This window comes from Mucilaginibacter sp., from assembly GCF_965277465.1.
Lineage (GTDB): Bacteria > Bacteroidota > Bacteroidia > Sphingobacteriales > Sphingobacteriaceae > Mucilaginibacter.
The window spans coordinates 1801515-1815928 of the sequence record NZ_CBDICW010000001.1 but is presented as its reverse complement, the minus strand read 5'-3'; the positions used below and the strand labels follow the sequence as shown (position 1 = coordinate 1815928).

The following is a 14414-nucleotide window of genomic DNA, read 5'->3' as shown; positions in this document are numbered from 1 at the left end:
TAAACAACGCAGCGCAAAGCACCCAAATAGATTAAGGTAAAAACAGTAGCGATAAGTTTTAATTGAAAATAAGGAAGAGCTAAAGGTCAGTAACCCGTGTGTGTACACGCTTTACATAATTCCTGATGTCGAGCACAATGCCGGCAAATATGTAAAATATTAAAGGGAAACCTACTGCTAAAAAAGAAGAGTAAATAAAAAACAGCCTGATCTTACCTATCGAAACATTGAACTTTTCGCCAAGGTAAGTGCACACACCGAAAGAGTGCCGTTCAAAAAAAGTTATTATCCTCTGTAACATATCAACCCAGCTTTAAGATCTTATTACCAACGCCGCAATGCAGGCATTTCTTATAATCGCAGTAATTATTTTTTAGCTCTAATAAGGCCTGCGATTCAAAGGCCGTATTTATTTTCACTCCTAAGTTAACAAAATCTGCAATAATATTGTTTTTTTCATTCGGCAAAAGTTCAAGCAGCTTCAGGCTGCGGCTTACATAATGTTGCTGCTGGGTGTGTTTGCCGTAGCTAAATAAAAACAAAGCCAGCGTATTCAATAATATAATATCCACCGATGCATCGCCCATGTTTTTTGATAGCGCTGCCGATTCTACATCAAAGCGGTAATGCGTTTCCCAATAGGGATTAACCGTAATACCGGCAAATAGTTCCCTTAAATCCTTCACATCCTTTATATCCAGTATTTTCGAGAACAAGTGATTGGAGTTTACAATCAGCGCTGCAAATTGTGCCAGCCTTATAGTTGGAAAATTTGGCGGTCGCAGGCGCATAAACTTCCACAAGTGGTTTTCAATAGGTGTTAGCTTATACTTTTTTTGCAAAAATTCATATTCATTTTTTAGTTTCTGCGGATACTCATCTTTAATATCAGCCTTTAAAAAACCCGCCTGTCCAAATATTAGCGCTTCTATTTGCATAGCGCTGTTTTTATGCTTTGCCAATATAATTTGTGGCAATGATTTAGCCAGCAGTTCAAATGGCAGGGCATTGATCTTAAAACCAAAATTTGCTGCCAAAAACTGGTAAAAGGTTTCCTCCCAGTCGCCCCGGTTTATATTGAGCGCATCAATTACCGCTGCCGATTTTTTCTCTAACCGTTCAACCAACACCCTTGTAAGCCAGTTATGTAGGGTAAGGCCATCTACCGAACCAATATTTGCCTCGCAGGGAATAATGCTTTGATTACCATATATAAGATGATGATAGCGTTGATACAGATTATCCGAAATACGGTTTTGCAGTTCAAGTGTTGGTACATGCCTGCCATTGGTCAATATTAAAGGCTCATCGTCGCGGTAAACCACATGTAAAATCACATTGTTGTAAGCATCGTCTGTATGGTGGTTGTGCTTTTTCCAGTCTGACGACGAAAGATGAACCTCTACATTTCCGGCCCAAACGGTTTGACCAATCCTCACCCTTGCATTCTGAAAATCGGGCCCCGAATCTGAGTTAGGTAATCCGGCCGAAAAAATTTCTAGTTCTTCACCATCATTGGTTTGCAAACCGGCCCTTTCAAAAAGGCGGAATTTCCAAACGTAGTGCAAAAAATCCTCGTTAAAAAGCATGTGGCGAAGCAATCAAGGGTTAGGTATTATTTCAATTGAAATAAAGGTAAAAAAGAAATCAGAGAAATCAATTTAAATATCCGGGTGTATAGGATCGTGAAGACCAGCATAGTGGATTAGCATCCCTACGGCATGCAATATTCTCAATTTATTTTTCTACCGATATTGAGCACCTGCGGTGATTTGATAAATATCACCTAACCAGTTTATACAATATTTTCCCACTTGCCCGAATCCAGGCTTCTGTAAATAGCATCTACCACTTTCATATCCTTTAAACCCTCTTCACCCGGCACACGGGATGGTTTGTTAGCAATAACACAATCGGCAAAATCATCCATCTGTGCGGCTTGCTGTATAATTTGCGGAAATTTCATGGCATCGCCGTTAACACTACCCTCTATTGATCCATAGCCGTAGGCAGGGCCTAATTGAAAATTACCCAATTCGGCTTCAACCTTCAGATAGCTCCAATCGTTATTATAACTCGATTTACCCGTAGTTTTAAATCCACCAGGAAACTCCATCTGCCAAAAAACGGTTTCATCTACTTCTTTAAAAAAATCAGGGCGATTTTTTTCCTGCATGGCCTTAACGGCAACAGGCTCTTGCCCTAATGTGTACCGGGAACCTTGTATGCTGTAGATCCCCATATCCATTAAGGCGCCGCCTCCTGCTAATGCTTTTTTTAAGCGCCAGGCATTAGGGTCGCCATTATAGATAAAACCATTGCCGGTATCTATATGGGTTATTTTTCCTAAAACTTTTTGCTGCCCAAGTCGCATAACCTCCATGTTGTGCGGTTCAAAATGCAGGCGGTAACCTATGGAAAGTAGCCTGCCGGCTCTTTTACAGGCGGTTATCATTTCTTCACAATCCTTAGCATTAAGCGCCATCGGTTTTTCGCAAATTACGTGTTTGCCGGCCTTTGCCGCCCTTATGGTAAACTCCTTATGCATAAACACAGGTAATACCACATATACAATATCAATTGCCGGGTTGCTGGCTATTTCATCAAAGTTTTGATAGTTATAAATATTTTTTTGTGGGATATTATAGCGTTTTGCCCAGTCGGCGGCTTTTGCAGGTGTTCCGGTAACTATTCCTGCCAGGTAACAGTTTTTTGTATGCTGCAAGGCCGGGGCAAGCTGCCCACTGCTATAGGAACCTAAGCCCACCAGGGCAATACCCAATTTCTTTTTGGCCGACGATGCCGCCAGTGATATTAAGGCAGGCCCCAAAACCAATGTCCCTACCCCTATTGAACTTGTACGTATAAAACTCCGGCGCGAAAACTTATTAGATAAAGCCATATCAATTTAAATTAACACCCATAAAATTAGTGATTTTTTAAATTGATTGTATTGGAAAAAGGCATTACCAAATACATGAAAAAAGACACAATGTGTGGTGTTGCTGCTGTCAGAAGAATTGCTATAACAATTCTGTTAGCTCGCTAAAGTTACTAATGGTAGCTATTTGACCCTCATCAACCTTACCGAAACCATAATTGGCAAAAATAAAAGGAACACCCGCTTTTGTAGCTGATGTATAATCGCCCATTGTATCGCCAACATAAACAGGGGCTTTAAGATGATGATCTTTCACAATATCCATAATGTTATCAGCCTTAGGGTTACCCTTTGTGCCATAACATTGGTGGCCCATAAAATAGTGCTCCATCTGGCTTATCTTAAAAAACACTTCAATATAACCGCTTTGGCAGTTGCTTACAATAAACAGTTTATAGTTTTTGGACAGGTAAGCCAAGGTTTCGTCTAATGCGGGGTAAAGTTCGCCGCCTTTGGTATGCAGTATCTCTAACTCGTGGCGGGCACATATAGCCATTAGTGCATTTCGCTTTTCGGTATCCAAATACGGAAACAGGCTGTCAAATATAACATTGTACGCCATCCCGGTTATGGAGCGCACTTTTTCCTGCGTCATCATTTCATCTACATAATCAACCTCGTCAATTGCAGCTTGCCAGGCAAGGGCAACATTACCGGTACTATCCCAAAGTGTACCATCAAGGTCGAAAATTATACTGTCGAATTTATTTTTTAATGCAGCTGCCATGCGTAAATATTATGCGGCAAAAATAGAAGATTTTAGTTTGTATTTGGATGGATAAATAGATATTAGCCTTATAGCTATTATTATATTATTGATTTAGTAAAACCATTATGATTACATATTCATTCAAATTATTTTTAAATTTGTTATATGACAACAATAACCGTTGAAATTGATAAGGATAATGATTTGCTTGCCTTAAAACAGCTAATGGGGAAATTAGGATTAAAATATCAAATTAATGAAAATAATGACTTATTATATGGTAGCGATGTGAAGGCCTTATTGGATAAACGATATACTGATTTTAAAAGCGGTGAAATAAATATGGTTAACCAGCAAGAAAGTCAGCATAAAATCCAACAGATCCTTGCATCTGAGAAATAATGGCTTATCAGTATACCCTACATCCTGATGCCCAAATAGAATATGAGGAATCTGTTCAATGGTACCTTAAAAGAAGTTTTAAAGCGGCATCAAATTTTGTAAAAGCTGTTGATAAAGGATTATTGCACCTTTGTAAAGTACCTGATGTTTATATTAATAAGTATAAAAACTACCATGAATATACCCTTCAAAAATATCCCTTTACTATAGTTTATGTTATAGAAGAAAAACAAGAACTGATTGTGATTTTAGCTATCAATCATCAAAAAAGAAAGCCTGAAAATAAATACAGATAACATAATCTTTTTAACAGTAAACATCACCTCTGTTTTTTAAATTTGCGCCCCCCCACAATAGCTACTATTACCAATGCTATTACGCAAACCCCAAAAGAAAGAACAATCCAGGTAAACCATGCCGGCCAAAGCCATAGTAATACACCAGTCACTATTGCATATACTCCCGCCCATACTAACGTACCGCCAAACCAGTTGCAATAGCCATCCTTATCAATAACCATGTCTTCGTCGTAACCTGATATAAGGTTGGCCTGCTTTTTATATTTGATCAGGTAACTTAAAAATATAATCAGCAAACCTGTTAATCCAAACTGTATCAGTACACCCATAATTTTTATAGTGATATAAGGCAATTTAATAAATCTGCAACAATTAATTTAGCCTGTATTTTTAATATTTTGTCATTCATCCCTCACAAATTAGCTCCCTGTTAAAAGCACTGTTTTAAATGTTTATTTTTACTGATACTTAACCGAGAAAGACAATCTTTTGAATACTGCCCGCCCTCTAAAAAACACAATAAACAAGCCTGTTACGCTAAAAGAACGGTTAGCCGCGCTTGGTAACCTGCCCTCATTTTTTAAGTTAGTTTGGCAAACCAGCCACCTGTTTACCATTATTAATGCCTTGCTGCGCATAGCACGCTCAGCCATGCCGGTTGCATTGCTTTATGTGGGCAAGCTGATTATTGATCAAATAATTATGCTAAGCCACCATCATGGGGCAGATACCCGGCACCTGTGGCAATTGGTTGGTTTCGAGTTCGCGCTCGCCATCTTGACCGATGCATTAAGCCGGGCTATTACGCTGGTAGATGCCCTGCTGGGCGATCTGTTCAGCAACCATACTTCGGTAAGAATTATGGCCCATGCCGCCACGTTAGACCTTGACCAGTTTGAAGATTCTGTTTTTTATGATAAGCTGGAACGTGCCCGCCAGCAAACCATTGGGCGCACTTTGCTGCTATCGCAAGTTATGAGCCAAGTACAGGACCTCATTACGATGGGATTTTTAGCGGCAGGATTGATGGCATTTAATCCCTGGCTTATTATTTTGCTGCTTATTGCCATAATTCCCGCTTTTTTAGGCGAATCGTACTTTAATGATAAAAGTTACGCGCTTACCCGTGGCCAAACCCCTGAACGCCGCGAACTTGATTATGTGCGCTACTTAGGCGCCAGCGATGAAACCGCCAAAGAGGTAAAGATCTTTGACCTGTCGGGCTTTATTATTAATCGCTTTAAACAATTATCTGATAAGTTTTATCTCGACAATAAAAAGCTTTCTGTTAAAAGATCGCTTTGGGGAACTTTTTTTGCCATGCTGGGTAGCATTGGCTACTATGCAGCATACGTTATAATTATTATAAAAACGGTTGATGGTAGTGTTACTATTGGTGCGCTTGTTTTTTTGGCAGCATCATTCAGGCAGTTGCGCAGTTTATTGGAAGGCATTTTGAGCAGGTTCACTGCCGTATCGCAGGGAGCTATTTACCTCCAGGATTTTTTTGAGTTTTTTGAGATCCAACCAAAAATTAAACTGGCCACTAATCCGCTGCCGTTCCCCAAAATCATTCAACAGGGTTTTACTTTTGAGGATGTGGGATTTAAATACATCAACTCCGAACGCTGGGCTAACCGCCACTTAAGCTTCACCCTTTATCCTGGCGAAAAGTTAGCCTTAGTGGGCGAAAACGGGGCCGGTAAAACAACCCTTGTAAAACTGCTTGCCCGCCTTTACGACCCTACCGAAGGGCGCATTTTATTAGATGGGAAAGACTTGCGCGAGTATGACCTAACCGACCTGCGCCTTAACGTAGGTATTATTTTTCAGGATTATTTACGCTACCAGATGACATTTGCACAAAACATAGCAGTAGGTAATATTAATGAGCAGCACAACCGCCCCCTGATTGAAGCCGCCGCCAAACAGAGCCTTGCCGATTTACTGGCTGCCAAACTGCCCGGTGCTTATGACCAGCAATTGGGTAAACGCTTTGCCGATGGGGTTGAACTATCGGGCGGTGAGTGGCAAAAAGTAGCCCTTGCACGCGCTTATATGCGCAACGCACAGCTACTGATATTGGATGAACCCACATCGGCATTGGATGCACGGGCGGAATATTCGGTATTTGAACGTTTTGCCGAGCTTACTAAAGGCAGATCGGCCGTGTTAATATCACACAGGTTTAGTACTGTACGTATGGCCGACAGGATATTAGTACTTGAAAAAGGAGAGCTGATTGAAATTGGAAGCCACCAGGAACTCATCCAAAAAAGTGGCAGGTATGCTGAACTATTTAACCTGCAAGCAATGGGGTACCGCTAAAATAGTTTTAGAAACAAAAATCATTATCAGTTGTTTGGCTAAAGTACATAAACGTGTATATTATTAGATAATAGGGTATTATATAAAAATTGCGTAAAACTACGTATGCATTTAGGGTGTAAACCGCTTGTTTATTGGTTTTTTTTACTTAATTTTGAAGTAAATGATGCATTTGATGCATTATTTATATAAATACCTGCTAAAACATATAAAAATGAAAAAATTGCTACTCAACTTCCTGTTTTTTGTTGGGGCTGCGCTAATCTTTTTGCAGTGTGCCAGATTATTCCCAACACCTGAAAAAACGTTGAAACACAAAGCAATAATTAAAAAAAATACAATTGCTGGAATGGATAAAACCAAAAGCCCTGCAACCAACGTTTTCAATACCCAAAACCGTGCTGAGGGTTTCAAGCTAAATGCTTTTGCACCAATTTTCACTAATCCGGCTCTGCCTTACTTGTTTATGTTGAAAGCAAATGTTCACCGGCTTCATCATTCAATTACAGGTTTAAAAAACTACAACCTGGCAAGTAATTACAGAGAGCGTTTACAAACAATTAAATAGTACAGATCAGTTAGTTAATTTAGTTTAGCATACAGTTGTTACTAAGGTAATAGCTGTTTTGCTTTTTAAATAACGTTGTATCCTTAAAGTATAGGTGAATGCTTTAAAAGATTTCTACTGCCTTATACAATACCCAGGTTAAAGTATCTTTTATTTAAACACCTCAGTTATAAACTGCTTGGTATTTCAGATAATGATTAACCTGACTAAAAAACTACGCTTAATTAATGCTGAATAAACGGCATTGATTAGGTGATTATTGCTGCTTAAGTAAAAGAGAAATACTCCTTTAAATTTTGCAATCGGCTTAATCATTAACCGTGCTGAATTTTATTATTTATTAGGGTGATGATTATCTTAATTTCAGAGAGTGTACACCTAAAAAACAGGCTACTAAAACCGGGATAGCAAGGATAATAAATACGCGTGCCATTTGAATGTTGTTTGCATTACCTTCAACAAATACATTGTAAAGATCAGCTTTGAATGTGTTCAATTTGTGTTCCATGACTTGTGGGATTAAGTTTTTAATTTATCAGTAATATAATTTATCAAATTATGTAGTCTTCTACGGCGTTTAAATTTGCAAGGTTACATTTATGACAGAAAAACTTAATAAAGGATTAATAACAAACGTAAAATAATAAGAAAGGCCTGTGATTTTAACATCATCAGGCCTTTGTTGTTTATTGTATAAGTATTTGATAATCAATAGTTTAACATATAAAATTTATGAACTAATATTGATTACTTATTATTAAAATATTTTTTTAATTAATTATAAGAAAATATCATTTTAACTATCAATAGCTGCTTCTTCTGGCTTATCTGCACTCATTTCGGGGTGATAATGTAAGCCGGGAGTAAGCCAATATAACAGCATTACCCGCGAATACCTGAAGTTAAACGGGGATAATATGATGCCTACCGTTATAATAATGATGGTATATACCCACGGATCTTTACTCCCTGTTAATACACTTATGGCTACAGCCATAGTAATCATTTCGGCAACAAACATGGCGTAACTTACAAACATGGCTACATAAAAGTAACCTGGTTCACGCTCATAAGTTAGTCCGCAATGCGAACAGGTTTTATGCATCGCCTGCGATTTAATACTTAATAAAGGCGCAATAAACATATCGCCACGACGGCAGCGCGGGCATTTAGCATCAACAAAGGCTGGCCAAACTGCGTATTTTTTTTCCTGGCTATTCATAATGGTTAGGGTTTAGTATATTCTTTCTGAATTCTTCGGGGGTTATCCCCTCTGCTTTTTTAAAAAACTTGGTAAAGTAGGAGTTATCATTAAAGTTGAGTTCCATAGCAATTTGTAAAATGTTAAGTTGCTGGTTGGTAAGCAACCGTTTAGCTTCTAAAATGGTACGGTTGCGGATCAGCTCACCTGCCTGCATCCCCAAAAGATCTTTACAAATTGCATTAAGGTGGTTGGGAGTTATATATAACAGTTCGGCGTAATCTTTTGGCAGTTTTAGCTTTGTGTAATGAATTTCAATTAGCTTTTGAAAACTTTTAAGCAAGGTTTGGTTATATGAAGCCGGCCCCTTGTTACCACTGCCGGTGCTTAGGCGGTTAATGGTAATAAATACCTGCAACATTAAAATCCGCAGCATATCTGCATTTTGACTGGCATTGTTTTCCCACTCTTTTATAATGGCTTCAAAAATGGCATGAATGGGTTGATGAATTTCTACCGGCAGATCAATCACTGCATCCTTAACATCCCCGCTAAAAAACGAGAACTTTTCGGGATAATTAGGATCAAGCAAAAACGATTGAAAGAAAGCATTTGAAAAATTAATAATATAACCATCGGTAAAGCTTTCAAAGGCCCATGAATGTACCTGCCCGGGTATCATAAAATATACCTGGTATGGTTTTACATCAAAACTTTCAAAATCAATGGTGTGTTTTCCGGCACCTGCGGTAAAAAGCACCACGTGATAAAAGTTATGCCTGTGGGCTGCATATAAATTTTTGTGCTGTTCTAAATACGGTGCAAATCTGCTGATGAGAATATCATCATGGCTAAAATCTGATATGGTGCAGATGTCGTAAACCGGTGTGCCTTGTATCATGGTACAAATTTACACAGAACGCTACCATTAGTAATGGTATTAATTTACGATTTAATGGTACTAATCAACTATTGTAAACTGTATGCAACTTTTTTGCTTTGGCCCGACCATTTATGAATCACATTCTCCAACCTGTCAATAGTGAAGGGTTTACTAATAAAATCACTCATACCAGCCTGTTTGCATTGATCTTCGTCTTCGCTAAGCACGTTGGCAGTCATGGCAATAATCGGGGGTGCAGCTGCCTTGTAAGTTTCAATAATATGACGTGCAGCTTGCAGGCCATCCATTTCGGGCATCTGGATGTCCATAAAAACTAAATCATAGGTTTTTTGGCGCATCATTTCAAGGGCTATGCGGCCATTATCGGCAATATCAATATCATAGCCTAATTTTTTAAAGGTCTTACCGGCTATCAGCTGGTTCATTTTATTATCCTCGGCCAGCAGTATGCTAAGCGGCTTTTCTACATCTTCTAAAATACGGCCAATCACCTCTGTTTCTATAACATCAGCCGAAACAATGGGCATCGGTAGGCTAAAACTAAAAGCCGAACCTTGTGATTCCCTGCTTTCGGCCCATATTTTCCCATCCATCATTTCAACCAATTTCTTACAGATAGACAGGCCAAGCCCTGTACCGCCATATTTACGTAAACTGGTTGTGTTTACCTGTGTAAAAGGTTTAAACAGCTGTGATAGGGCTTCTTCACTTATACCAATACCACTATCCCTTATACTAAATACTACCTCCTGTATAATGTCGCTCTTATTAACAATGCTTACATCAAGGGTAACATAGCCTTCATCAGTAAATTTAATTGCATTACCAATCAGGTTCACCAGGATCTGTTGCAGCCGGCTTTCATCTACCTTTAAATACTCGGCTAAGCGGCCATCAATATTATAGTTTAATATAATATTCTTTCCCGGAACGTTTACTGCCGGGTAACTTATTTCAAGTACCGTTTTTATACTGTTGCGGATATTTACTGCCTTTGGATGAAGGATGAGTTTATCGGCCTCTATCTTTGAAATATCTAAAATATCGCTAATGATATTGATAAGCAGGTTACTGCTTGATTGCAGAGTCTGCAGCAGTTCTTGCTGCTCTGCTGTTAAATTTGATAAGGAGAGCAGCTGTGAGGCCCCTATAATGCCATTTAAGGGTGTCCTGATCTCGTGACTCATATTTGCCAGGAAGTTGGATTTTGCTATGGTTGCACTCTCTGCCAGGTCCTTCGCCTTTGACAGCTCCATCTTTGAGTGCTGTAACTGCTCAGTTTGTGATAATAATCTTTTCTTATCCTTTTCATGGCTGCGTTTTAAAAAACTGATCAGCAAGCCACCCATTAAGATACTTCGCAGCGCTGCAGAGATAAGATCTGTTTTTTTATGTGCTTCATCATTACTGATGGTAACCCATTGCGGATAACGTTGTTCAACCAGGTAACAGCAATAAAAAACCGCCATCAGCAGGCCGATATAAAAAAAGTGGTATTTGCGGTTCAGCAGCATCATGATAAGCACGATGAGAAATGTTCCGCTAAGCATGGTTGAACCTGTTACTCCGCCGTTTAAAAACCAGCCGGGTATATACATGATAACCCCCGCGGTAATATAAATTATAGCAACACTTTCATTATAGGCTACATATCTGCTTCTGTAAAATGCCCAGGCCGACATAGCTATCACAAATACCTCTATCAGCATTAAATAAACAGGAAAATGCAGCAGGAAATTATTTACCAGGCCAATAAACGTACTAAAGCAAAGAATAAGGCATATCGCGTTGAATAGCTTATTCTCTAACGACATAGAGGGATCATCAAACCCAACAAATACCTTTAACTTATTTATTAACTTCATTCATGCTCCTCTCAGTTTTTCACAAACTCACTTTGCATCGTTTACTTCCACCCAAAAGCCATCGGGATCTTGTATATATATTTGTTTTACACCATCGGTGCGAACCTGTATTTTATCAGGTACACCTGCCCAGTTACTATAGGTAACTTTCAATGCAGCCAAATGAGCTATAAACTTATCAAGCGATGGCACGCTGAAGCAAATATGAATACCTATATTATGAACGGTTTCGGGACAATCTCCATGTATAATATGCAAGGCAAGGCCTTCGCCTATTTTAAACCACACATGGGTGGTATCATTAAAAGGGTTTTTAATTTCCTTTAACTGTAATGCTTTACTGTAAAAAGCTGCTGTTTTTTTCAAATCACGCGCACATAAAGCAGCATGATTAAATGTTGGCTGGTTATCATTATTTTGAGCATGGCATGCTATTGGAAAGCTAATACCAATAATAACAGCCAAAAAACCGGCACAAAAAATCTTGTAAAAAGGGAACGTAAAAACTTTAATCATTTTAACTTGCTTTAAAGCCTAAACTTAACAAATAAGCAATAATTAATAGCATTAAGCCATTATTTATCAAGTACTTTTTAAATTTTAAATAATGCAATTGAAATAGAACTGTTACCAGGCTATCATGGGCACCAGATTAAGATCAATAGACGACGATGTTATCGTATTATGACGGTTCCAATCATCAATATCTATTAAACCAGGCATGGTTTGATAGTGATTATCGTCCTTTGAGCATTTTACAATATAACCTATGTCCTCTACCTGTGCTATAACCGGACGCGAGCCACACTCCTTACACAGCTTACAATAAATTGATCCCGGTATGTTCACATATCCCTTCATATATACTTATTACGATACATTTCGAAAGAAGTTGCTAACTTTTCAACAATTTTAATGTAATAACTACAATAATTCATAACCACCCTAAAATAGCTGACTTAAAGCACTATCGTAAAATTGTTATATAGCCCGAGAGCGGCTTTTTAGCATTTTTCAGGTCGATAAGATAATAATAGGTACCTACAGGCAGTTTGCTGCCATTGCGGTTCCCATCTCAAGGTTTTGCATAGCCGGTTGATTGATAAACTAAGGTTCCGTACCGGGTAAAAATCATCACACCTTATAATAAATATAATGTTTTAAGTAACTTTAAATTATCAGCCTTAACAATCAATTATTTTATGACAAACCTGTATCAAATCAATAAAATAAAATGGGCTTATAATGCATTGGTTGTGTTGATTGTGTGGTTCTCGCTGGTGTTGCAATTCGCAGTATCCATACCTGCATACCTTGCCGCGGGGCGTACCTTAGCTGGTGCATTAGTAATGCTGTTTAGCTACTTTACTATTTTAAGCAACATACTAATGGTGGTGTGCCTCACTATAATTTTAACAGCGCCTAAGTCTGCATGGGGACGTTTCTTTTCAAAAAACACGGTAATAACCAGTATTACATTTTACATGGTAGTGGTTGGCCTTATATACAATATCCTACTGCGAAATATAGTACAATTGGAAGGCTTATTTAAATTGGCTAATGAATTGCTGCATGTGGTAAACCCTTTACTGCTTATTATTTACTGGTTGTTTTTTGTGCCTAAGGATGGACTTAAACTAAAAGCTATTTTAACCTGGTTATGGTATCCGTTTATTTACTTTGTTTATTCAGTTATCAGAGGGGCAATCTCGGGCGATTACCCCTACCCTTTTTTAAATGTAGCTAAATTTGGATTTACACGCGTTATGATAAACGCCGTTATACTATTACCCCTGTTTTGGATTTTAGGGGCCTTGTTTATAATATTAGCCCAATATCTGCATAAAAAGCGAATAACTGCCTCATAATCAAATCCGCCAATTAAAAATCAAGCAACTGCCCTTGTAACAAAAGTGCTATTAAAAGCAAAAATGTCCCTTTGGCATATTAATTGATTTAAAGCTTGCATACCTATCTAAAAATCAAATTATTATGAAAAGATACGCATTAAGGGTTATTGCAGTGCTGATATTAGCTTCTGCTACCTTGTCAAGCTGTTCGGTTGAATATCGTCAACGTCATGGGCATTACCATGATCACGACCATGATGGCAATGATCACGATAATCATTACCACAACTAATCAATAGAAATAAAAAATCCCCCGGAAACGAAATGATCCGGGGGATTTTTATTTTTTTACTGATTATTATTTAACGCCTTTGGTTACTAATACCCAATCAACAAATACTTTTGCCTGCCCGGCTTTTATCTTACCCAGGGTAGCATCTGATATACCAAAATACGGTGCTTTAATTTTGTTTACGCCGCCCGGGTACCCACCACCCAAAGCAAAGTTGAGGATAATGAATTTCGGATTGTCATAAGCCCATTTGCCATAATGCTCAACCATTGCGCGGGTTACAGCATAGGTAACTTTTCCATCAACCTTAAATATCATGCTGCTGGGTGTCCAGTCAACCGAGTAAACATGCCATTGGGTAACATCCATACCAGCCGGAAAAAATGCCCTGTAAGCAATTGGCGTGTTACCAAAATAACCGGGTCCGTGCATGGCATTGCTCACCCAGCTCGAATCGCCAACGGTTTCCATTATATCAATTTCCCCGCAATCTGGCCAATTACCATTGCCTAAAGCCCAAAAGGCAGGCCATAAACCGGCACCACTGCTCATTTTCATGCGTGCAGATGCGGAGCCATATAAAAACTCCATTTTTTTCTGCGTATTGATCCTTCCTGATATAAAATCATACTTGTTATCTTTTGTACTGATAAAACCAGGATGATAAATTGCTTTCAATACCAAAGCGCCGTTCTTAGCGCCTTCGGCCCGGGCATCTTTTAATAAGTAAATGGTAGAAGCCGAGTCTACATAAGCCTCCTGCTCGTCATTAACGGTATTACCAGTTATTTCAACATTCCATTTGGTACGGTCGAGGGTGTTTTCATTAAAATCTTCAAAAAAAACAGTATCAGCTTTGGGCCGCGTTTGTTGTGCTTTTACTGATGATAAAATAGCGATGAGGGCAATTGCCGTAAAGTGTACAAATTTCATTAAGTGTATTAATTGGTTGGTTAAATTTATGATTATTTATTAGATCCATCGTACTTGTTGGTGAGGAATAAACTTAGTGTATAACTGCCCGGCTAAAAAACTGCTATAACCTGTCAATTTAC

18 protein-coding genes and 1 pseudogene are annotated in these 14414 nt (G+C 38.5%); 6 read left to right on the top strand and 13 right to left on the bottom strand.

The window, feature by feature from the left end:
- Positions 1-79: 79 nt before the first annotated feature.
- From ACQY4U_RS08220 to ACQY4U_RS08205, 4 genes are all read right to left on the bottom strand, one after another.
- Positions 80-301: a PspC domain-containing protein gene (locus ACQY4U_RS08220; RefSeq protein ID WP_428328911.1), complete on the bottom strand. Its 222-nt coding sequence runs from the start codon at positions 299-301 to the stop codon at positions 80-82.
- A gap of 1 nt (position 302) precedes the next feature.
- The gene (locus ACQY4U_RS08215) at positions 303-1589 is read right to left on the bottom strand and encodes a DUF2851 family protein (RefSeq protein WP_428328910.1); all 1287 of its coding nucleotides are present in this window, start codon (positions 1587-1589) and stop codon (positions 303-305) included.
- Between the two features lie 206 nt (positions 1590-1795).
- Entirely contained in the window at positions 1796-2902 is a 1107-nt protein-coding gene (locus ACQY4U_RS08210) for a Gfo/Idh/MocA family protein (RefSeq protein ID WP_428328909.1), read from the bottom strand.
- Positions 2903-3023: 121 nt separating this feature from the next.
- Positions 3024-3668: an HAD family hydrolase gene (locus ACQY4U_RS08205; protein WP_428328908.1), complete on the bottom strand. Its 645-nt coding sequence runs from the start codon at positions 3666-3668 to the stop codon at positions 3024-3026.
- Positions 3669-3815: 147 nt separating this feature from the next.
- On the opposite strand from ACQY4U_RS08205, the gene ACQY4U_RS08200 reads away from it, so the two are divergent.
- Both ACQY4U_RS08200 and ACQY4U_RS08195 read left to right on the top strand, forming a co-directional pair.
- Positions 3816-4052 carry a hypothetical protein gene (locus ACQY4U_RS08200; protein ID WP_428328907.1) on the top strand — a complete coding sequence of 79 codons (237 nt, stop codon included), beginning with the start codon at positions 3816-3818 and terminating at the stop codon, positions 4050-4052.
- Positions 4052-4348, top strand: a complete 297-nt coding sequence (locus tag ACQY4U_RS08195; protein WP_428328906.1) for a type II toxin-antitoxin system RelE/ParE family toxin — start codon at positions 4052-4054, stop codon at positions 4346-4348. The genes ACQY4U_RS08200 and ACQY4U_RS08195 overlap by 1 nt, the downstream gene beginning before the upstream one ends.
- 23 nt (positions 4349-4371) lie before the next feature.
- Here the strand turns inward: ACQY4U_RS08195 and ACQY4U_RS08190 are convergent, their stop codons facing one another.
- Positions 4372-4680 (bottom strand): DUF3784 domain-containing protein, encoded by a 309-nt coding sequence (locus ACQY4U_RS08190; RefSeq protein WP_428328905.1) that lies wholly within the window; start codon positions 4678-4680, stop codon positions 4372-4374.
- 160 nt (positions 4681-4840) lie between these two features.
- Between ACQY4U_RS08190 and ACQY4U_RS08185 the strand changes: the two genes are divergently transcribed.
- Positions 4841-6679 (top strand): ABC transporter ATP-binding protein, encoded by a 1839-nt coding sequence (locus ACQY4U_RS08185; RefSeq protein WP_428328904.1) that lies wholly within the window; start codon positions 4841-4843, stop codon positions 6677-6679.
- 214 nt (positions 6680-6893) lie between these two features.
- Positions 6894-7247, top strand: a complete 354-nt coding sequence (locus ACQY4U_RS08180; RefSeq protein ID WP_428328903.1) for a hypothetical protein — start codon at positions 6894-6896, stop codon at positions 7245-7247.
- 352 nt (positions 7248-7599) lie between these two features.
- Here ACQY4U_RS08180 and ACQY4U_RS08175 read toward each other — a convergent pair whose 3' ends face one another.
- From ACQY4U_RS08175 to ACQY4U_RS08145, 7 genes and pseudogenes are all read right to left on the bottom strand, one after another.
- Positions 7600-7755 (bottom strand): hypothetical protein, encoded by a 156-nt coding sequence (locus ACQY4U_RS08175; protein ID WP_428328902.1) that lies wholly within the window; start codon positions 7753-7755, stop codon positions 7600-7602.
- A gap of 288 nt (positions 7756-8043) precedes the next feature.
- Entirely contained in the window at positions 8044-8469 is a 426-nt protein-coding gene (locus tag ACQY4U_RS08170) for a DUF983 domain-containing protein (protein WP_428328901.1), read from the bottom strand.
- Positions 8462-9349: an AraC family transcriptional regulator gene (locus ACQY4U_RS08165; RefSeq protein WP_428328900.1), complete on the bottom strand. Its 888-nt coding sequence runs from the start codon at positions 9347-9349 to the stop codon at positions 8462-8464. The genes ACQY4U_RS08170 and ACQY4U_RS08165 overlap by 8 nt, the downstream gene beginning before the upstream one ends.
- Before the next feature lie 68 nt (positions 9350-9417).
- Positions 9418-11217, bottom strand: coding sequence for an ATP-binding protein (locus tag ACQY4U_RS08160; protein WP_428328899.1), 1800 nt, complete (start codon positions 11215-11217; stop codon positions 9418-9420).
- A 27-nt stretch (positions 11218-11244) separates the two neighbouring features.
- Positions 11245-11733, bottom strand: a complete 489-nt coding sequence (locus ACQY4U_RS08155; protein ID WP_428328898.1) for a VOC family protein — start codon at positions 11731-11733, stop codon at positions 11245-11247.
- Between the two features lie 111 nt (positions 11734-11844).
- On the bottom strand, positions 11845-12078 hold the full coding sequence (locus tag ACQY4U_RS08150; protein ID WP_428328897.1) for a hypothetical protein: 234 nt from the start codon (positions 12076-12078) through the stop codon (positions 11845-11847).
- A gap of 106 nt (positions 12079-12184) precedes the next feature.
- Positions 12185-12277, bottom strand: a pseudogene (locus ACQY4U_RS08145) (hypothetical protein); the annotation flags it as partial.
- 142 nt (positions 12278-12419) lie between these two features.
- Between ACQY4U_RS08145 and ACQY4U_RS08140 the strand changes: the two are divergent.
- Together ACQY4U_RS08140 and ACQY4U_RS08135 are read left to right on the top strand one after the other, a co-directional pair.
- Positions 12420-13085, top strand: coding sequence for a Pr6Pr family membrane protein (locus ACQY4U_RS08140; RefSeq protein ID WP_428328896.1), 666 nt, complete (start codon positions 12420-12422; stop codon positions 13083-13085).
- Between the two features lie 124 nt (positions 13086-13209).
- Complete coding sequence (locus tag ACQY4U_RS08135; RefSeq protein WP_428328895.1) at positions 13210-13359, top strand: hypothetical protein; 150 nt, start codon at positions 13210-13212, stop codon at positions 13357-13359.
- 66 nt (positions 13360-13425) lie between these two features.
- Here the strand turns inward: ACQY4U_RS08135 and ACQY4U_RS08130 are convergent, their stop codons facing one another.
- Positions 13426-14292, bottom strand: a complete 867-nt coding sequence (locus tag ACQY4U_RS08130) for a glycoside hydrolase family 16 protein (protein WP_428328894.1) — start codon at positions 14290-14292, stop codon at positions 13426-13428.
- Positions 14293-14414: the final 122 nt, after the last annotated feature.